This is a genomic window from Billgrantia antri (assembly GCF_019430905.1).
GTDB classification, from domain to species: Bacteria; Pseudomonadota; Gammaproteobacteria; order Pseudomonadales; family Halomonadaceae; genus Halomonas; species Halomonas antri.
The window spans coordinates 298,012-315,752 of sequence record NZ_JAHYCA010000004.1; the positions used below are offsets into that span (position 1 = coordinate 298,012).

Genomic DNA, 17,741 nt, shown 5'->3' on the forward strand with positions numbered 1-17,741 from the left:
AGTCTCCTAACACAAATTGAGTTTTCCCAGGCTCTCTCATCTCTATATTTCTAAACCGGCTGGAAACAGAGCCGGTTTCAGATTGCGCGCTCGTTTACTCTTGATCGGGGCCTGCTATTGCCTGGAGAGCTAAGCTACGCAGGCCTCTGCTCGCGCCCTGTGGCATCCAGCATGCCCTCCATCTCGCTCTCTTCAACGCCGAGCATCTGCAGAATGTTGCGCTGGGCGGCGTTGAGGATGTGCTGGCGCTCCTGCTCGCTGGGCAAGCTCTTGGCGATGGCCACGGCGCCAACCAAGGAAGCGAGAATCACCCGGGACTTGTCGGCGATGATCTCGCGGTCGGGCTCGAACGGCAGCTTCTTCAGGCGGCTCAGGGCGATGAGGCGGGTTTCCAGCATCTTCTTCATGCGCAGGTAGGAGGCCTCGAAGAGCGTGCGGATCTCGGCGTTCTCGTTGCCGATCTCATTGAACAGCACCGTCTCGGGCCCTGGCTTGTGCTTGCGTTCCAACTCCTGGAGGTTCCAGCAGTTGGCGACCAGCTCCGTGAGGTGCTTCACTGAGAGGGGCCCCTTGACCAACCGTGCCGCGCGGCTGCTCTCCAGGGTTTCGCGCACCGAGGCGTGGTAGAGCGCTTCCTTTGAGGCGAAGTGGGCATAGAAGGCGCCATGGGTCATCTTGGCCAGCTTCATGATCTGGCCGATGGAAACCTTCTCGAAACCCTTACGGCTGAATAGCTCGGTGGCCGACTTGAGGATGCGTTCCCGCGATTTGGCCTTGTGGTTCGTCGAGTAGGGCATGGCGACCTCACACTCCCACGCTGAATATTATCTTGATCATATCAACCTGACTGCTAGCGTGGCACAACCCCAAGCTGTTCAGGAAAATACCATGCAATCACCGCTAGTTATTACCGGCATGGGCATGATCAGCCCGCTTGGCTGCGGCGTCAAGGCAGGCTGGGAGCGCCTGCTTGAGGGCCGTTCCGGCCTCTCTGCGATCACCCGCTTCGATTCAGGCGAGCTACCGGTCAAGGTGGCGGGCTCGGTGCCCGGTATCGGTGACGATCCGGAAGCCGGCCTCGATCCGGATCGCGTGCTCGACGCCAAGGAGCGTCGCAAGCTGGAGCTGTTCAGCCTTTACGCCATGGCGGCCGCCGAAGAGGCGCTGACCCAAGCCAACTGGTTCCCCGAAAGCGATGAGCAGCGCCTTGCCACGGCCACCATCGTGGGCTCCGGCATCGGCGGCTTCCCCACCATCACCCAGGCGCAGAATACCCTCTCGACGCGCGGGCACCGCCGACTCTCCCCGTTCACCGTGCCGGCCTTCCTGGCCAACCTGGCGGCGGGCAACGTCTCGATCCGCTATGGTTTGCGCGGGCCGATCGGCTGCCCCGTCACGGCCTGTGCGGCCGGCGTGCAGGCCATCGGCGACGGCATGCGCATGATCCGCAGCGGCGAGGCCGAGGTCGCCCTGGTAGGCGGCGCCGAGGCCTGTATCGACCCGCTGTCGCTGGCCAGCTTTCACGCCATGAAGGCGCTCTCCACCGAGCAGGACGCCCCTGCCAGGGCATCGCGCCCCTTCGACCAGGGCCGCGACGGCTTCGTCATGGGAGAAGGCGCGGGGCTGCTGGTGATCGAAACCCTGGCCCACGCCGAGGCACGCGGGGCAACCCCGCTGGCCATTCTCAGCGGCTACGGCACCAGCGCCGATGCCCACCACATCACCGCCGGCCCGGAAGATGGTGGCGGTGCCGCGGCGGCAATTCGCGCAGCGCTGCGCATGGCAGGCATGACGCCCACCGATATCGACCATATCAATGCCCACGCTACCTCGACGCCGGTCGGCGACCGGGCCGAGATCGCCGCCCTGCGCAACGCCTTCGGCGACGCCCTCGCGGGCATTCCGATCTCCGCCACCAAATCCTCGACTGGCCACCTGCTGGGTGCCGCCGGCGGCGTGGAGAGCATCTTCTCCGTTCTCTCCGCCATGCACGACCGCCTGCCCCCTACCCTGAACCTGGAGAACCGAGACGAGGATCTGCACGACCTGGACATCGTCTCGGGTGAGGCGCGCCAGCACGCGACCAAGCACGTACTGTGTAACGGCTTCGGCTTCGGCGGGGTGAATGCCGCGCTGATCGTGAGCAAGATTTAAGGTTCAGACCCTTACAAGCATCAGAAACGACAACACCCGAGCCATTTGCTGGCTCGGGGTGTTGGCTTGTTTTAATGATTTAAATTAGATTTTACCCAAGTACTGCATCTCGCCCAGCATGTGAGACGGCACGTCCTCAATCAGTACCAGAGTAATTTCTGACGCCCCTTCGTTCGTGGTGGCAACACTTTCGCCAAGCGATGCTCGCTTCCAAATTTTGCTGCTAATCTGGAATAAGGAAAGACGAGGAGTTAAGGACAACTTCCACCACGATAATGACAATTCCGGCATGGCGCCCAAGGGAGCCTGGCGCCAAGGCCTGCGTGGAGCAGCGCCATGACAAAACGTCCTCCTTATACAACACGAACCCGTGGCATCCATGAGCTATACGCCGAGGATCCCGAAACGGCAGACCGCCTGCTGTGGGGCCGAGAAGTCGATCCACTGACCCGACGCGGTTTTCTGATGCGCTCTAGCCTGCTGGCCATGGCCGCCGCTGTGGGCGGCTCCATTCCCTTTGCCGACCGCATGCCCGGCGGGCTCATCCCAGCCGCGTTAGCACAGAGTGACGAGCCCTTCACTCTCGAGGGAAAGGAAGGGTTGACCGTCCTCAACGACCGGCCGATCAACGCCGAGACACCCGCGCACCTGCTAGATGACGACATCACCCCGGCTGAGCACATGTTCGTGCGCAACAACGGTATACCGCCAGAGCTGGAAGACATCGACGCCGACAGCTGGGAACTGGAGATTGCCGGAGAGTCATGCGAGAACCCGCAGACATTCACTATTTCGGACCTCAAGGAACGCTTCGAGCAGCACACCCTGCAGCTGCAGGTTGAATGCGGTGGCAACGGGCGCAGCGAGTACGTACCCTCGGCTAGCGGCAACCAGTGGACGACCGGCGCAGTGGCCTGCCCGACCTTCACCGGCGTACGCCTGCGCGACGTACTGGAGGCCTGCGGAATCAAGGACGACGCCGTCTACATCGGATACTACGGCGCTGACCGTCATGCCAGTGGCGATCCCAACAAGGAGGCGATTTCACGCGGCGTGCCCATGGAGAAGGCGCTCGAAGACGAGTCGCTGATCGCCTGGGCCATGAATGACGAAGACATTCCCTATCTGAACGGCTATCCCCTACGGCTCGTCTGCTCCGGTTGGCCGGGCTCCGTTTCCGGAAAATGGTTAAAGCGGATCGTGGTGCGCAACCAGAAGCACGATGGCGCCAAGATGGCGCCCCCCTCCTACAGCATACCCGAGCATCCGGTGGCGCCGGGCAGCGTGGTTCCCGACGAGGATTTCGTCACCATCGAGTCGATGCCGGTGAAGTCATTGGTGACCTATCCGCGCTCGGGTATCGAGCATGCTCTTGGCGAATCGTTGACGGTACGTGGCCATGCCTGGGCAGGCGATTTGTCGGTTGAGGAAGTCCATGTCTCCCTCGATTTCGGCGCCACTTGGCAGCAGGCCGACCTGCAGCCGCCACCCAATCGCCTGGCCTGGCAGCGCTGGTCAACCACGGTGGGGTTCCCGGAGCCCGGTTACTATGAAATCTGGGCCAAGGCCACCGATTCGGACGGGAGATCCCAACCCATGGTGGTACCGGGCTGGAATCCCAAGGGCTACCTCAACAATGCCTGCCACCGTATCGCGGTGCAGGTGACCTGAGGAGATAGCCATGAAGCGTTCACACGCACTCGCCATGCCAGCGTTGGGGATGGCCCTGCTGTGCCTTCCCCTAGGGGCAGGAGCGCAGGAAACGGAAACGGATCCGGACACCGGCCTGATCAAGGCAAGTGGCTGGGAGACGGTGCGCAACAACTGCACCGCCTGTCATTCGGCCAACTTGGTGACCCAGAACAGCGGCACACGCAACCACTGGGAAAATCTCATTCGCTGGATGCAGGAGACACAGGGGCTCTGGAAGTTCGAAGCCGAAACGGAGGAGACCATTCTCGACTATCTGGCCGAGTACTACGGCCCCAAGGAAGACACACGGCGTCCTGCTCTACCGCGCACGCTAATGCCGGACAATCCGTATCCCACGGTCGCCGATGCCGACTGACCCGGAAGGCCCCTTGCGAGGGGTCTTCCGCTATAGGATTGTGCCGAACGGCAGTTGCGCCTCTTCACTCCGTCACGATACGGTCCCGTCCAGCCTGCTTGGCCCGATAAAGGCGTCGATCCGCCTGCTCGATCAGGCTCGCCGGCGTGCCGCTGACCGGAGTGGCGGTTGCCACCCCCATGCTGACGGTTACGAGGTGAGAAATATCGGAAGCCCGATGTGGGATGGCCGCGTCACTGATGGCCGCCCGGCAGCGCTCCGCCACTCCCCGGGCGGCCTCCCGGTCCGTTTCCGGCAAGACGAGGGCGAACTCCTCGCCGCCGAAGCGGGCCAGAAGATCGCGAGGGCGCAGGATAGACGAACCGAGAATGTGCGCGATACGACGCAGGCAGTCATCGCCGGCGAGATGGCCGTAGTGGTCGTTGTACTGCTTGAAGCAGTCGATATCCAACATAATGAACGACAGCGGGTGGCCGTTGCGCCGGGCACTCGCCCATTCGGCCTCCAGCGAGGAGTCGAGCAGACGGCGATTCGCCACGCCGGTGAGACCGTCCTGATAGGAGAGTTCTTCGAGCTCCCGCTGGAGCCGCAGCAGCTTCTCTTCGCTTTTCTTGCGCTCGCTGATGTCGAACATGAAGCCGATTAGCGCTTCCACTTCGCCCGCATCATTGCGCACTACATGCACCACATCGCGAATCCACACGTAGCTGCCGTCGGCCTTCAGTGCTCGGTAGTCCGCCTCGTGATCGACCCCCGCCTTGGACTGTGCGACGCAGAAGTTGACGACCCGGTCGCGGTCCTCCGGATGCATGCGCTCTATCCAGTCATCGATGCTGGCCCAGCTATGCTGAGACCAGCCCAGTAGGCTCTCGATCTGAGGCCCGATATAGGAGAATCGCAGTGTTTCCCAATCGATTTTCCAGGGGATGGCCTTGGTAGACTCCAACAGCGCTTTGTATACGGTGGTGTCTACATTCAGCTCCGCAGCAATGTCATTCATAGGGCATGGCTCCACTGGGCTGCTAGGCGCGTCCATGCGGTTATGAATCTTGGTTCTCCGACTCTGCCATAGCGAGCCTAGAATCAAAGCAAAAATTCAACTATTGGACTCATAGGGGGTAGGCGACTGCCTGATGCGAGCCTTGATTCGACTGAGAGCCACGGGCGTTACTCGAACATAGCCGGCGATGTCGCGGTCGGTCACTCGTTCGGCAATATGGGGATACTCCTCGATGAAACGCCGGTAACGCTCCTCCGCGGAGAGAGTCAGCAGGTCGCGCTCACGGGCTTCTTTGCGAAAGCCGTAGAGTTCAAAGGCTCGCCTGAGGGCGCGCTGCCACTGGGGGTACCTGTCACCGAGCTGGTCCAGCAGACTATAGGGCAACGATTCGACCGAAGCCGGACAGGCGGCGATGGCGCTGAAACTGGTGAGGCCACCAGGAGAAAATGCAGCAAGACTGGCAAAGAACCTGCCTTCCGCAGCAAATGCCTTGACCCAAGCATCGCCATCGCAGGTCTCGTAGATCATCTTGATGATCCCGGCTTCCACGAAATAAACGAAGGGATGCTTCACGCCGGCATGGAAGAGGATATCCCCGGGCAACAGCGTCTTGCGCCGCAGAGAAGGCTCAACGAGATGCCATTCGGGAAGCGAGCTGTCGGCCAGTCGCTCAAAAATGCGCTTCGCTGTGCTCAAAGAGGCTCCTGGTAAATTGAACTGAGGGTTTCGTCTTCAATATGCCACCAGAGCAACGTGTCGACTTATTACTATCCCTGATCGTCCCTTCCCAAGGTTCGCTCCATGACCAAATAGCCGAAAGAGGCCGACCACGTGATCATCATGAAGCCCACCAACGCCTCCGTGCCGGCGAGAAAGCGGATATGCCCGGTGGCAGCCAGGTCCCCCCAGCCCACTGTCGTATACGTGGCAGCGGAAAAGTAAACGCTATCCAGCAGGCCCACCGATGGATAACCTGCGATCTCCCCAAAGCCGTCATGGTTCAAGAGCCACCAGAAGGCCGCCCCAAACGCCCATATCTCAATGACATGTGCGAATATCAGCACGAACATGACACAAAGCAGGATCGGCCTGCTACGTACCTCGCCGGGAAAATTGCGCTGCCGCCTGCCACACCAGCGGCTCAGCAGCTGGATGACCTCGTAATGATAGACCACCACGATACCAACCACCGCCGCCGTTACCAGTACCATCACCCACTCAGGATCGACAAACAACAACGGCAGTCACCTTGTATCCAGTCTTGAAAAGCGTTCGCGTCTTGGTGCCAAGGCAGCAGCGGTCGGAGGTTTTAGGGGTCCATTCGCGACAGGCTCGGCCTATGGTTAGCCTGCCGCGTTCAAGGGCTGATGGGAAGCCCTGAGCACGGCGAACCGAAGGATGGTCATGAGCTGGGCTTTATTTCTTTCGTCATTAGGATCCAGTCTCCCGTGTGAGGGCAGCCAGGAAACTGAACGATCGGCCGACGAGCGTGGTCCTGGTAATCGAGCTTTTCGTACAGCCGTCGGGCGGCAGCGTTCTGTTCCGCCACGATCAAGCTAAGTGTCTTCGAATGCGTTTCGTCGGCAAGTTGCTCCGCCCTCACCATGAGCATGTGGCCCACCCCCTGGCCGTGATACGCCGAATCTACCGCCACGGCGTTGACGTACCAGGAGCCAGGAACCAAAGCCTCCATCTCGACGAGCGGGCGGACGATGTCCGGGATCTCATCCAACGGCCCTGTGTCGTAGGGGTCGGGAAGCCGATAGCCGAGCAGTATGCCAGCAATGGCTCCGTCGCAAACTGCCACATGGGCGTTCGTGTAGCTGAAACCACTTTCTGATCCGGCAACGCGACGAGCGCCAAACGCCATGACGTCCTCGCCCGGCTCAGCCATTTGCTCCCAGAGATAGGCTGGGATCCCCTCGCCTGCCATGTTCATTAACCCGGCCAGCTTCGGGGCATCTTCGATCTTGGCTTTGCGTATCGTCGCTTTCATGGCCAGCTCCCAACCCAATCGTGGCGGATTGCCTGGACCGCATTCGTGGCAACAACACTAGTATGGTTCAATCTACCACAGAGAGACGCACCATCTGGACGGCGTACCGCAGCTCGGGTGCATCGTCGAAGGTAGTGAGAGTCAGGTCGACCAAGCAGAGTTGTGTCATCAATCATCGGGTATCAAACGTTTGCCGAGGCTGACCGCCTCATCCACCGGATAGCCGAGCTTACGATAGAAAGCCAGCACGGTTTCGTTGGTGGTACGCACGAGGATGTTCAGCTTGGGGCATCCCATGGCATGCAGCTTCTGCTCGATGGTTGCCATCAGGAGGCGGCCCAGGCCCTGGTGTTGGCAGGCAGGATCGACGGCGAGGTAGTAAACGGAGCCACGATGCCCGTCGTAGCCCGCCATTGCCGTCGCCATGACACGGCCTTCCCGCTCGCCCACGAAGAACAACTCGGGCTGCATCGACACCTTTCTTTCGATGTCTTTCGCAGGGTCGTTCCAGGGCCGTACCAGACCGCAGGCCTGCCAGAGTGCAATGACCGCCGACTGGTCTTCCTCCTGGTAGGTTCTGATCTTGACCGTCACTCCGCGCATGCACTTGGCCTCAGACCAGTAGAAGTGCTTTATCGATGGGCTTGAACTCACTGGCGGCGTTCATCAGTGAGTGAGCCGTCAACTGAGGCACACCATAGACCTCGACTTTTTTCCCGTGGACTTCACGAATCTTATTCACCAACAGGTCAAAATCTCCATCGCCCGACACCAGCACGATGACGTCTGCCTTCTCGGCGTATTCTATGGCATCAAGGGTGATGCCGACATCCCAATCGCCCTTTGCGGTGCCGTCCGCTCTCTGGATGAATGGCTTCAACTTCACCTCGAACCCAATGGCACGAAGAATACGCTGAAATTCTTGCTGCTTCCGGTCGCCCTTGTCGATGGCATAGGCGATGGCTTTCACGACCTCTCTGCCCGAAGTGGTCTCCGACCAGAACTTGTTGTAGTCGAAATTCCGCTTATAGGCTTCCCGCACCGTGTAGTAGACATTCTGGACGTCAACGAATATTGCGACCTTTTCCATCCCCCCTCCCTGCCTCAAACAAGCCCATACAACCGCTAGAATTCCCGGCTCAAGCGACTGGTTGCAGCCGAGCGTAGTGCTTACTCCTTCTTCTGCCAAGGCCAATGGCCACTCAGTTCCACCTCGAGGGTAAAGCTGAGGAAGGTACGAATTATCACTACGATCGCCAGGATGCCTACCGTTTCGAAGGTCAACTCTACTGCAACGGTATGAATGATATCAGCCGCTACGAGGAGCTCCAGACCAAGCAGGATCCCTTTGCCGAGTCGCTGACGTACCTGCCCGAATATCGCTTCTGTATACCCTTGCCGCCTCAGTGATATCGGCTCGACGATCAGCGCATACAGGGTGAACCCCGCAATGATGAGGATACCGATTATCTCCATCGAAGCGACTCCGATCTCTGCAATGGGTGCTACGATCTCCACGCGTGCCTCCTCCATGATGTCTGCTACAGGTCGGCTCTAGCTTGCGCCGCCAGTTAGCCGCCGTGCCTGAATTAACGTAGCAGGATCGTGCAGATATGCGGACCAGAACGAAGCGCCCCGAGCCAGCGAACTGGCCCGGGGCGCTCTCGTGTTGCCGGGAGTGACAGCGGTACGGCTTACACCCCTACCCCTGCTCTGGCGGCACGGTGGGCGTGCAGCTTCTTGTAGCTCTCGATCAGGCGCTGGTGCTTCTCCAAGCCTTCGAGCTGCATGTTGGTGGGTGTCAGGCCGTGGAAGCGCACCTCGCCGTTCACCGAGCCGACCACCGCGGCCATGGTCTGCTCACCGAACATGCGGGTAAGGTTGTGGCGGTAGTCGTCGAGCTCCAGATCGTTGTCGAGTTCGATCTCCAGCACCGCGGCCATGGCCTGGTAGAACAGCCCGCGCTCCACGGTATTGTCGTTGTACTGTTGGAACATCCCGACCCGCTCCAAGGCTTCTTCGTGCTGCCCCAAGGCTAGATTGATCAGCAGCTTCAGTTCGAGAATGGTGAGCTGCCCCCACACGGTATTCTCGTCGAACTCGATGCCGATTAGGGTGATGATATCCATGTGCTCGTCGAGCTGGCTCTCCTCCAGGCGCTCCAGCAGGTCGGCGAGCCGCTCGTCGCTCAGCTCATGCAGATGCAGGATGTCCTCGCGGTAATCCAGCGCCATGTTGGTGTTGTCCCAGATCAGGTCCTCCACCGGGTACACCTCGGAGTAGCCAGGCACCAGGATGCGGCACACCGGCGCGCCCAGGTCCTCGTGAACAGCCATGTAGGCCTCGAGGCCCAGCTCTTCCAGGATGCCGAACAGCGTGGCGGCTTCCTCGGCATTGGTGCCGGAAAAGTCCCAGTCAGCGAACTCGACGTCGCTCTTGGCGCTGAAGAAACGCCACGAGACCAGCCCCGAGGAGTCAATGAAGTGCTCGACGAAGTTGTTCGGCTCGGAGACGGCCTGAGAATTGAAGGTCGGCGGCAGAAAGTCGTTCAGGCCTTCGAAGCTTCGACCCTGAAGCAGCTCGGTGAGGCTGCGCTCCAGCGCCACCTCGAAGCTGGGGTGAGCCCCGAAGGAGGCGAACACGCCGCCGGTGCGCGGGTTCATCAGGGTCACGCACATCACCGGGAACTGACCGCCCAGCGAGGCATCCTTGACCAGCACCGGGAAGCCCTGGGCCTCCAGCGCCTGGATGCCCTCGAGAATCGCCGGGTAGCGCTCGAGCACTGTCATGGGCACGTCGGGCAGCGCGAGTTCCTGCTCGAGAATCTCGCGCTTCACCGCACGCTCGAAGATCTCCGAGAGGCACTGCACCTGCGCCTCCTCCAGCGTGTTGCCGGCGCTCATGCCGTTGCTGAGGTAGAGGTTCTCGATCAGGTTGGAGGGGAAGTAGACCGTCTCCCCGTCCGACTGGCGCACGAAGGGCAGCGAGACGATACCGCGCTCGACCTTGCCGGAGTTGGTATCGATCAGGTGCGAGCCGCGCAGCTCGCCCTCGGGGTCGTAGATTTCGCGGGTGTACTCGTCGAGGATGCCTTCGGGCAACTCATCGTCGGGCCCCGGCTTGAACCACTCCTCGTTGGGGTAGTGCACGAAGGCGCTGCCCGCGATCTCTTCGCCGAAGAACTGGTCGTTGTAGAAGAAGTTGCAGCTCAGGCGCTCGATGAACTCGCCCAGCGCCGAGCACAGCGCGCTCTCCTTGGTGGCGCCCTTGCCGTTGGTGAAGCACATCGGCGAGGCGGCGTCGCGAATGTGCAGCGACCACACGTGGGGCACGATGTTGCGCCAGGAGGCGATCTCGATCTTCATGCCCAGCTCCGCCAGCATGCCGGACATGTTGGCGATCGTCTGCTCCAGCGGCAGGTCCTTGCCCTCGATCCAGGTGTAGGCCTCTTCGTCAGGCTGCACCATCAGCAGGGCCTGGGCGTCCTCGTCGAGGTTCTCCACCGTCTCGATCTGGAACTCGGGGCCGGTCTGCACCACTTTCTTGACCGTGCAGCGGTCGATGGAGCGCAGGATGCCCTCGCGGTCCTTCTCGGAGATGTCTTCCGGCAGCTCGACCTGGATTTTGAAGATCTGGTTGTAGCGGTTCTCGGGGTCGACGATGTTGTTCTGCGAGAGCCGGATGTTCTCGGTGGGAATGTCACGCGCCTTGCAGTACACCCGCACGAAGTAGGCCGCGCAGAGCGCGGAGGACGCCAGGAAGTAGTCGAAGGGGCTTGGCGCCGAACCGTCGCCCTTGTAGCGAATGGGCTGGTCGGTGATGACGGTGAAATCGTCAAACTTGGCTTCAAGCCTGAGATTTTCAAGGAAGTTGACTTTGATTTCCATGACGGGCTACCGATGGGGAAGTGTTGCTGGCGCAGGCCGAGGCGCGCAGTCTACCACACCACCACAGCCCTTTCGGCAATAGCTCGCGAGGCGGAAGGGTTTTTGGAATCCGGCACGTGTCGGATGGAGCGAGTGAACGAGAGGCTAACCGTAGGCCAAACAAGAAGCTACCCGGTAAACGGGTTACCGGGTAGTTCCCTGCGTACTGGTGTCTTTTTCGTCAGAGCTGTCTCAGCAGCTTTCGTTACTCAACTTAACGCTTGGTAACGATGAAAGCAACATAGACAAAGGACTAAGATGAAATACTGCACTCGTATCCCACGTCAGGCGGTAATGACGTTAAACAATTGAACGAGCAGTGGTTAGTGGCCTTTCATGAGCTCATATCATAGCGCCCTGCCCGATTTGTCGCAGCAAAAAGTCTAATACTGCCTTCATGAATTCCGCTGGGTATTCGATGTGAGTCATATGGGCAGCTGGCATGACCGCCAGCCTGGCACCAGGGATGGTGGCAGCCATGGCTTCGCTGTGGCTGACGGTGGTCACCGGGTCATGCTCGCCTGCGATGATGAGAGTCGGGGTCGTGATGAGCGCAATGGTACGCCGCATGTCGGTGTCGCGCACGGCTGCGTAGGAGCCAGCGAGGCCCTGCGGATCCGTCTCCAGAAGCGTAGTACGAAACGGCTCCACGACTGGATTCCCTGAATGAGGCGTCTCTTGCCAACAGACATTGAGACCATCCACGTAAACGTTAGTGGTCTTCGACAGCTCCTCTTCGCTGACACCGTTCAGGCAGCCGAGCGTGGGATTTGACTTCGTCCCACACTGACATGTCGTCTGGAGTCGAAGAAATCGACATGAGCCATGCTTCGTTCAGGGTTGCGTATCCTTCAACCATGCCAGCGCACGCTGTTCATGTAGCTTCACGAAATCCGCCTTGCCCTCGGAATAGAGAGTAATATCGTGGCGACAGGCTTTAGCGACTCGCTGCTTCAACTCGCCGTACTCCTGGGCCACGACGGGATGGGCGCGCAGGTAGTCACGAAATGCAAGGTGTCGCTGCACGTCGGCAGATCCCAACTCGAAAGCATGGATCTGATGGGTTCTACTATTCCCTCCCTTGCGGTAGTAACGACGTCCTGGCATGCCAAACTCTCCCAGACACTCATAGCCGATCGCCTCGAAGCTACACGAACGTCCATCCAGTTCCTTTAAGTCAGCCACTTCGAGGAGAATGTCGATAATGGGTTTGGCCTGCAACCCTTCGACGGAAGTGCTGCCGATGTGATGCACACGATATTGAAGACCGTCCACCGCCTCTTCGATAAGCCACCTCTCCTCATCGAATCGGCGCGCCCAGCCCTCCTCGTAAGGGACCACCACGATATCATTCATATTCATCATCAGGCTTATGCTCCGCTTGCATTAGATGCTCGAACGTCGCAGGCATCACGCAGTCCAAGGCTCCCAAGGGCATATACCGAAGACTAGCCGCAAGCTTATCGCCCGCCCGTCACGTCCAGCAATGCACCCGTCGAGTAGGAAGCTTCGTCGGAAAGCAGCCAGAGAATGGCTCGGGCAACTTCATCGGCCTGTCCGCCGCGCTGCATGGGCACGGAGGCTTTCACCCGCTCGACGCGACCGGGCTCACCTCCACTGGCATGGATCTCGGTGTAGATCACGCCCGGACGCACGGCATTGACGCGAATGCCTTCGCTGGCGACCTCCTTCGCCAAGCCGACAGTGAAGCTGTCGATGGCGCCCTTGGCAGCGGCATAGTCGACGTACTCGTTGGGCGCGCCAAGCCGCGAGGCAATGGAAGAGACGTTGACGATCGCCCCACCCCGGCCTCCGTGCCTGGTCGACATGCGCCGAATGGCCTCGCGGGCACAGAGGAAGCTGCCGACCACATTGGCCGTCAGCACCCGGCTCAGGCGCGCGGCATCCATGTGTTCGACGCGCATCTGCGTCTCCAGAATGCCGGCGTTGTTGACCAGCGCCGTGACCGGACCGAGCATCTCATCGACCTGTTCGAAGAGGCGCACCACGTCGGCCTCGGAGCCGACGTCGGCCGCCACGGCAATCGCCTCGCCACCGCCACGGGTGATCTCTTCGGTCACGGCAAGCGCCGCGGCTTCATTGTGCCGATAATTGACGCACACCGCGTAACCATTCGCGGCACCCAGGCGGGCGGTAGCCGCACCGATGCCCCGGCTGCCACCGGTTATCACCAGGACTCTCTTCAATGCGATTCCTCCTGTTGCCGTCCGCGCCCTGCTGCTGCCTGGCGATGAGCGACCATCCTCGAGAAAGGCTTGATGGAAGCTGACGCTACCCTAGTCTCCGAGGCTACTGCCCAAGCTGACCGGGCAAGGCAAGCATCGCTCAGACCTTGGTGACCTTCACCGCAGTACCGGTCGCCACCAGGAACAGCATCGACTTACCGCCGCCGGAAATCTCACTGTAATCGAGGTCGATGCCGATCACCGCGTTGGCGCCGATTTCCTCCGCTTCACGGCGCAGCTCGTCAAGACAGGTTATGCGGGCATCGCGCAGTGCCGCCTGTGACGACTTGTTGCGCCCGCCGAAGAAATCGCGGAAGCCTGCAAACATGTCCTTGAGGATGTTCATGCCGAACACGCATTCGGATGACACAACGTCGATGTGCTCGGTAACGCGATAGCCCTCGAGGTGCGATGAAGTGGTCAGGATCACTCGCTCGGACATGGGGTTTCTTCCTTCCGTGATGACTGTTGATTTGGCGAGACCGCGAGCAACGCGGCTTGGCGGCACTGCCTGATCGACATCATGCCCTGTCCGTCCGGCGGTGTGAACGGCTCCTGCATGGCCCCGCTGCCGGATTGAAGCCTGACCTGGCCAGCCCCTGCTGATGCATTCATGCTGTACCCAGCTGCCCGGCGGGGACTCACCGGGCGCCATCGAGGCAGCCAAGGAGCGAATAGCCATGCAGGAAGACGCCGCAGCGAATCCACGACTCCGCCTGGTATACGATGGCGAATGCCCAATGTGCCGTCGTTATGTGCGCTGGCAGCGCATTCGCAAGGAGGTCGGCGAGCTGGAGCTGATCGACGCCAGGCAGGAGAGCGAAGCACGCCGCGAGCTCACCGCCAGCGGCATCGACCTGGACCAAGGCTTTGCCCTGCAGATCGGCGAACGCTGGTACCACGGCAGCGAGGCGCTGCACCGGCTCACCCTGCTCGGCACCCGAAGCGGCGTGTTCAATCGTACGATGTACCGACTCTTTGCCAGCCAGCAACGCACCGAGAGGCTTTATCCGCTGCTCAAGGCGTGCCGCAACGGCCTGCTAAGCCTGCTCGGCATCGACAAGATCCGCAATGTAAAACCCCGGCGATGACCCATGCCTTGTCTGGCCATCGCTCGTCGACTCGTCAGACAGAGCCCAGGGATAGCGCGCCTGGGCTCCACCCGGACAGCCGCCCTGCGTTGGTACCGAATACTGGCATCGTCTACGTTGAGATGGCACATGGAGCAAGGACACATCCATCAGCCATTGCCTAAGGAGTTCCCATGAAGCCGCACGGCAAGGCAACCGTTTCATCTTTCGCCACCCTTACAATCGTCGTGCTTGCGAGCACGACAGCGTACGGCCGGGAGAACCCACGCCCTCTCGATGATTGGAATTACGCTGCTCTTTATGAGCAAGGTGGACTAAGGGCCGAGGCGCTGCTGGACGCGAAGGCGATGAGTGCCGAAGGTGAAGCGATTGGTGAGGTGAGCAACGTCATCCTGAACGAGGAGAACAAGATCGTCACCCTCGTCGCCGAGGTAGGCGGCATGTGGGACAGTGGCGACCGGCACGTCTCCATTCCCTGGGATGAAGTAGACCTCACCGAGAAGGGAGTTCGCGTACCGGTCCGCCGCGACAACATCCAGGAGTACGACCTGTTCAATGATGACTATGTCGATGAGGCCTACCTCTCCAAAGGGGAGCTAGAGCAGACCACGCAGATCGAAAGCGACGTCATGACGGGTCCACGCATCTGGAAAATAACCGACATTACGGATGAGTTCGTCAGCGTGGGAAAAGATACGGGCCTAGGCTATGTTACCGACGCCCTTTTTACCCGAGATGGCCTGCTTCAGGCGATCGTGGTAGAGCCCTCCAATAGCGAATTCGGAAATGGCCCACGCGCTTACCCCTTCTATGGCTATTCCGACGACTGGCAGCCGGGATCTCCGAAATACGAACTTCCCTACTCCAAGCAGGCAATCCAGGATCTGCCCACCTTCGACTACGACCAATACGATACTCTTTGGAATGAATGAGTGATCACTCGCTCACGCTTGCCATAGGCGGCAAAAGGAGAGCTGAATGAACAAGCGTATTTTGATGGTATTGACCTCCCACGATCGCCTCGGCGACACCGGCGAGCCCACCGGCTTCTGGCTGGAGGAGCTGGCGGCGCCCTACTACGTCTGCCTGGACGCCGGCGCCGAGGTGGTGCTGGCCTCGCCCAAGGGCGGCAAGCCGCCGCTGGACCCCAAGAGCGACGCCGAGGATAGCCAGACCGAGGCGACTCGCCGTTTCCAGCAGGACAGCCATGCCCAGCAGGCACTGGCCAATACCCACAAGCTGAGCGAAGTCAGCGCCGACGATTTCGACGCCGTCTTCTACCCCGGCGGCCATGGTCCGCTCTGGGATCTGGTCGAGGACAAGGACTCCATCCGTCTGATCGAAGCCTTCTGGGCCCAGCAAAAGCCGGTGGCCGCCGTGTGCCACGCGCCCATCGTGCTGCTCCATGCGCGTGACGAAGAAGGAAATCCGATCATCCGTGGTCGCCAGGTGACCGGCTTCACCAACGAGGAGGAAGAAGCCGTCGGTCTCACCCAGGTCGTTCCGCACCTGGTGGAGAATGCCCTCAAGGAGGGCGGAGCTCACTACTCCAAGGCCGATGTCTTTGCCTCCTACACCCGCCAGGACGGACGGCTTATCACCGGCCAGAACCCACCCTCCTCCGAGCCGACGGCCAAGCTGCTGCTGGAGGCACTCGGAAAGTAACACCTCAATTTCGTTCAATACCGCGTTCTAGCGACGAGGCACGCTTGGCTCATTGCCACCCAGGAGGATGACGATGAGCCTTGCCTTGATTCTGCCGATGTCGGCATTCGCCCTTGCGGCTTCGATCTCGCCGGGGCCGGTGAACCTGGTGTGCCTGAGCAGCGGCACGCGATACCCCCTATCGCAGGGGCTGGTATTCGTTACCGGCGCAACGCTGGGCTTCGTGGTGCTGTTCGTGGCAGTGGGGCTGGGGCTCTATTCGGTATTGTCGGTGGTACCGGGGCTGGACATGACACTGCGCTGGGCAGGTGTGGCATTCCTGCTGTACATGAGCGTTCGGCTGTTCCGCGACGATGGCCAACTGCCGCAGGGGAACACTCAGCGGGCGCCGGGTTTCATGACGGGAGCGCTGATGCAATGGCTCAATCCCAAGGCTTGGCTGGCTTCGGCTTCGGGGATCGGCGCCTATACCAGCGGCAGCGAGCTGAACCAAGTGGTGCTGTTCGCCGCGCTTTACCTGCCGATTTGCTGGCTGTCTCTGGGCAGTTGGGTCTACGCCGGCGCCTTCCTTCGTCGTTACGTTCACAGGCCAACCGTACTGATAACGGTCAATCGCACGCTGGCGCTGTTGCTGGCCGGTAGCTGTTTATATCTCCTGCTCGACTAAGTGCCGAGCAAAGACTACTGCTCGTGTGAAGGCTGGCGATACTGTTTCGGCGTGGCAGCCACCAGGCGCTTGAAGGTGCGCTGAAAATGCGGCTGATCGGAGAAACCGGCGTTCAGCGCCGCCTCGGCGATGGGGGTGCCGCCCTTTAGTTCACGCTGGCCGAGCTGAATGCGCCGGTTGACCAGGCAGGCATGTGGCGTAAAGCCGAAGTGCTGCTTGAAGGCGCGAATCAGGTGGCCTGGGCTGTAGCCTGAACGCTCGCAGAGTTCGTCGAGGGAGATGTCTTGCGCCGCGTTCGCGTCCAGGTAGGCGGTAAGCTCGCGCAGCATGACCGGCGCCTCGGGCAGCGGCTGGGCGGGCTGGCCGGCAAGTTTGTGCATCAAGGCACCGAGATATTCGACTACCCCGGTCTGCTTGGCCAGCAGGTCGCGGCTCGGGTCCAGCAGACAGGCCGCCATCTGGCAGTAGCCTTCGTACCAGCGGGGCTCGCCAAGCACGGCGGTGGCGATGTCCTGCCAACGCGGTTCCGCCAGCAGCCCCGCCTGGTAACGCAACTGGGTCAGCCAGCCGATATCGACATAGAGCATCAGGTAGGCCCAGGGCTGGTCGTCGATCGCGCTGCAGGCATGCATCCACTCGGGATTCATCATGACCAGGGTGCCGGCTGTTACATGGTAGCGGTTGCTGCGGTAGCAGAAAGTGCTCTCACCCGCGGTAATGGCGCCTAGCGACCAGCATGTATGGCTATGCGGCGCGTAGCAGACCTTGCGGCCATCCTCGACTTTGCGCAGCTCCACGTGGGGTAGGCGCGGGTCGCGCCAGAACAGGGGTTTGGTGGCATCCGACATGGCAAGGCTTCCCGATTACCGAGTACTTACGATAGCGCTCAGCGGCAAGCACTGCCACAGGATGATGCGTTGCAGGAGTG

At 60.6% G+C, this 17,741-nt stretch carries 21 protein-coding genes; 7 read left to right on the forward strand and 14 right to left on the reverse strand.

Features of this window, described 5'->3' with window-relative positions:
- Positions 1 to 134 precede the first annotated feature (134 nt).
- Entirely contained in the window at positions 135 to 797 is a 663-nt protein-coding gene (locus KPL81_RS12910; RefSeq protein WP_209477987.1) for a TetR/AcrR family transcriptional regulator, read from the reverse strand.
- 91 nt (positions 798 to 888) lie between these two features.
- On the opposite strand from KPL81_RS12910, the gene fabF reads away from it, so the two are divergent.
- From fabF to KPL81_RS12925, 3 genes are all read left to right on the forward strand, one after another.
- The gene (fabF, locus tag KPL81_RS12915) at positions 889 to 2,154 is read left to right on the forward strand and encodes a beta-ketoacyl-ACP synthase II (RefSeq protein WP_219792528.1); all 1,266 of its coding nucleotides are present in this window, start codon (positions 889 to 891) and stop codon (positions 2,152 to 2,154) included.
- A 336-nt stretch (positions 2,155 to 2,490) separates the two neighbouring features.
- The gene (locus KPL81_RS12920; protein WP_219792529.1) at positions 2,491 to 3,825 is read left to right on the forward strand and encodes a sulfite oxidase; all 1,335 of its coding nucleotides are present in this window, start codon (positions 2,491 to 2,493) and stop codon (positions 3,823 to 3,825) included.
- Between the two features lie 10 nt (positions 3,826 to 3,835).
- Positions 3,836 to 4,222, forward strand: coding sequence for a hypothetical protein (locus tag KPL81_RS12925; protein ID WP_219792530.1), 387 nt, complete (start codon positions 3,836 to 3,838; stop codon positions 4,220 to 4,222).
- 64 nt (positions 4,223 to 4,286) lie between these two features.
- On the opposite strand, the gene KPL81_RS12930 is transcribed toward KPL81_RS12925, so the two are convergent.
- The 12 genes from KPL81_RS12930 to KPL81_RS12985 all read right to left on the reverse strand — a co-directional run bounded on the left by KPL81_RS12930 (position 4,287) and on the right by KPL81_RS12985 (position 13,832).
- Positions 4,287 to 5,222, reverse strand: coding sequence for a GGDEF domain-containing protein (locus KPL81_RS12930; protein ID WP_219792531.1), 936 nt, complete (start codon positions 5,220 to 5,222; stop codon positions 4,287 to 4,289).
- A gap of 96 nt (positions 5,223 to 5,318) precedes the next feature.
- Positions 5,319 to 5,918: a Crp/Fnr family transcriptional regulator gene (locus tag KPL81_RS12935; RefSeq protein ID WP_219792532.1), complete on the reverse strand. Its 600-nt coding sequence runs from the start codon at positions 5,916 to 5,918 to the stop codon at positions 5,319 to 5,321.
- 71 nt (positions 5,919 to 5,989) lie between these two features.
- Positions 5,990 to 6,460: an ion channel gene (locus tag KPL81_RS12940; protein WP_240549236.1), complete on the reverse strand. Its 471-nt coding sequence runs from the start codon at positions 6,458 to 6,460 to the stop codon at positions 5,990 to 5,992.
- A 164-nt stretch (positions 6,461 to 6,624) separates the two neighbouring features.
- Positions 6,625 to 7,218: a GNAT family N-acetyltransferase gene (locus tag KPL81_RS12945; protein WP_219792533.1), complete on the reverse strand. Its 594-nt coding sequence runs from the start codon at positions 7,216 to 7,218 to the stop codon at positions 6,625 to 6,627.
- Between the two features lie 168 nt (positions 7,219 to 7,386).
- Positions 7,387 to 7,821, reverse strand: coding sequence for a GNAT family acetyltransferase (locus KPL81_RS12950; RefSeq protein ID WP_219792534.1), 435 nt, complete (start codon positions 7,819 to 7,821; stop codon positions 7,387 to 7,389).
- Positions 7,822 to 7,831: 10 nt separating this feature from the next.
- The gene (locus KPL81_RS12955; protein WP_219792535.1) at positions 7,832 to 8,308 is read right to left on the reverse strand and encodes a LabA-like NYN domain-containing protein; all 477 of its coding nucleotides are present in this window, start codon (positions 8,306 to 8,308) and stop codon (positions 7,832 to 7,834) included.
- A gap of 80 nt (positions 8,309 to 8,388) precedes the next feature.
- Entirely contained in the window at positions 8,389 to 8,736 is a 348-nt protein-coding gene (locus tag KPL81_RS12960; RefSeq protein ID WP_338035619.1) for a DUF1622 domain-containing protein, read from the reverse strand.
- Positions 8,737 to 8,912: 176 nt separating this feature from the next.
- On the reverse strand, positions 8,913 to 11,105 hold the full coding sequence (locus tag KPL81_RS12965) for an OsmC domain/YcaO domain-containing protein (protein ID WP_219792537.1): 2,193 nt from the start codon (positions 11,103 to 11,105) through the stop codon (positions 8,913 to 8,915).
- A gap of 381 nt (positions 11,106 to 11,486) precedes the next feature.
- Positions 11,487 to 11,795 (reverse strand): alpha/beta fold hydrolase, encoded by a 309-nt coding sequence (locus tag KPL81_RS12970; RefSeq protein ID WP_219792538.1) that lies wholly within the window; start codon positions 11,793 to 11,795, stop codon positions 11,487 to 11,489.
- A gap of 183 nt (positions 11,796 to 11,978) precedes the next feature.
- The gene (locus KPL81_RS12975; RefSeq protein WP_240549237.1) at positions 11,979 to 12,509 is read right to left on the reverse strand and encodes a GrpB family protein; all 531 of its coding nucleotides are present in this window, start codon (positions 12,507 to 12,509) and stop codon (positions 11,979 to 11,981) included.
- 95 nt (positions 12,510 to 12,604) lie between these two features.
- Positions 12,605 to 13,351, reverse strand: coding sequence for an SDR family oxidoreductase (locus KPL81_RS12980; protein ID WP_219792539.1), 747 nt, complete (start codon positions 13,349 to 13,351; stop codon positions 12,605 to 12,607).
- A gap of 139 nt (positions 13,352 to 13,490) precedes the next feature.
- Positions 13,491 to 13,832 carry a YbjQ family protein gene (locus KPL81_RS12985; RefSeq protein ID WP_219792540.1) on the reverse strand — a complete coding sequence of 114 codons (342 nt, stop codon included), beginning with the start codon at positions 13,830 to 13,832 and terminating at the stop codon, positions 13,491 to 13,493.
- A 238-nt stretch (positions 13,833 to 14,070) separates the two neighbouring features.
- On the opposite strand from KPL81_RS12985, the gene KPL81_RS12990 reads away from it, so the two are divergent.
- The 4 genes from KPL81_RS12990 (at position 14,071) to KPL81_RS13005 (ending at position 16,813) form a co-directional block, all read left to right on the forward strand.
- On the forward strand, positions 14,071 to 14,481 hold the full coding sequence (locus KPL81_RS12990; RefSeq protein WP_219792541.1) for a DCC1-like thiol-disulfide oxidoreductase family protein: 411 nt from the start codon (positions 14,071 to 14,073) through the stop codon (positions 14,479 to 14,481).
- A 173-nt stretch (positions 14,482 to 14,654) separates the two neighbouring features.
- Positions 14,655 to 15,413: a PRC-barrel domain-containing protein gene (locus tag KPL81_RS12995; protein WP_219792542.1), complete on the forward strand. Its 759-nt coding sequence runs from the start codon at positions 14,655 to 14,657 to the stop codon at positions 15,411 to 15,413.
- Positions 15,414 to 15,459: 46 nt separating this feature from the next.
- Entirely contained in the window at positions 15,460 to 16,146 is a 687-nt protein-coding gene (locus KPL81_RS13000; RefSeq protein WP_219792543.1) for a type 1 glutamine amidotransferase domain-containing protein, read from the forward strand.
- A 73-nt stretch (positions 16,147 to 16,219) separates the two neighbouring features.
- The gene (locus tag KPL81_RS13005; RefSeq protein WP_219792544.1) at positions 16,220 to 16,813 is read left to right on the forward strand and encodes a LysE family translocator; all 594 of its coding nucleotides are present in this window, start codon (positions 16,220 to 16,222) and stop codon (positions 16,811 to 16,813) included.
- Between the two features lie 14 nt (positions 16,814 to 16,827).
- On the opposite strand, the gene KPL81_RS13010 is transcribed toward KPL81_RS13005, so the two are convergent.
- Positions 16,828 to 17,661, reverse strand: a complete 834-nt coding sequence (locus KPL81_RS13010; protein WP_219792545.1) for an AraC family transcriptional regulator — start codon at positions 17,659 to 17,661, stop codon at positions 16,828 to 16,830.
- Positions 17,662 to 17,741 lie beyond the last annotated feature (80 nt).

Bases quoted from the DNA above. Each gene is read 5' to 3' on its own strand.
- KPL81_RS12910 (WP_209477987.1), bottom strand. From the start codon at position 797: ATGCCCTACTCGACGAACCACAAGGCCAAATCGCGGGAACGCATCCTC.
- fabF (WP_219792528.1), top strand. From the start codon at position 889: ATGCAATCACCGCTAGTTATTACCGGCATGGGCATGATCAGCCCGCTT.
- KPL81_RS12920 (WP_219792529.1), top strand. From the start codon at position 2,491: ATGACAAAACGTCCTCCTTATACAACACGAACCCGTGGCATCCATGAG.
- KPL81_RS12925 (WP_219792530.1), top strand. From the start codon at position 3,836: ATGAAGCGTTCACACGCACTCGCCATGCCAGCGTTGGGGATGGCCCTG.
- KPL81_RS12930 (WP_219792531.1), bottom strand. From the start codon at position 5,222: ATGAATGACATTGCTGCGGAGCTGAATGTAGACACCACCGTATACAAA.
- KPL81_RS12945 (WP_219792533.1), bottom strand. From the start codon at position 7,218: ATGAAAGCGACGATACGCAAAGCCAAGATCGAAGATGCCCCGAAGCTG.
- KPL81_RS12950 (WP_219792534.1), bottom strand. From the start codon at position 7,821: ATGCGCGGAGTGACGGTCAAGATCAGAACCTACCAGGAGGAAGACCAG.
- KPL81_RS12955 (WP_219792535.1), bottom strand. From the start codon at position 8,308: ATGGAAAAGGTCGCAATATTCGTTGACGTCCAGAATGTCTACTACACG.
- KPL81_RS12965 (WP_219792537.1), bottom strand. From the start codon at position 11,105: ATGGAAATCAAAGTCAACTTCCTTGAAAATCTCAGGCTTGAAGCCAAG.
- KPL81_RS12975 (WP_240549237.1), bottom strand. From the start codon at position 12,509: ATGATGAATATGAATGATATCGTGGTGGTCCCTTACGAGGAGGGCTGG.
- KPL81_RS12985 (WP_219792540.1), bottom strand. From the start codon at position 13,832: ATGTCCGAGCGAGTGATCCTGACCACTTCATCGCACCTCGAGGGCTAT.
- KPL81_RS12990 (WP_219792541.1), top strand. From the start codon at position 14,071: ATGCAGGAAGACGCCGCAGCGAATCCACGACTCCGCCTGGTATACGAT.
- KPL81_RS12995 (WP_219792542.1), top strand. From the start codon at position 14,655: ATGAAGCCGCACGGCAAGGCAACCGTTTCATCTTTCGCCACCCTTACA.
- KPL81_RS13000 (WP_219792543.1), top strand. From the start codon at position 15,460: ATGAACAAGCGTATTTTGATGGTATTGACCTCCCACGATCGCCTCGGC.
- KPL81_RS13005 (WP_219792544.1), top strand. From the start codon at position 16,220: ATGAGCCTTGCCTTGATTCTGCCGATGTCGGCATTCGCCCTTGCGGCT.
- KPL81_RS13010 (WP_219792545.1), bottom strand. From the start codon at position 17,661: ATGTCGGATGCCACCAAACCCCTGTTCTGGCGCGACCCGCGCCTACCC.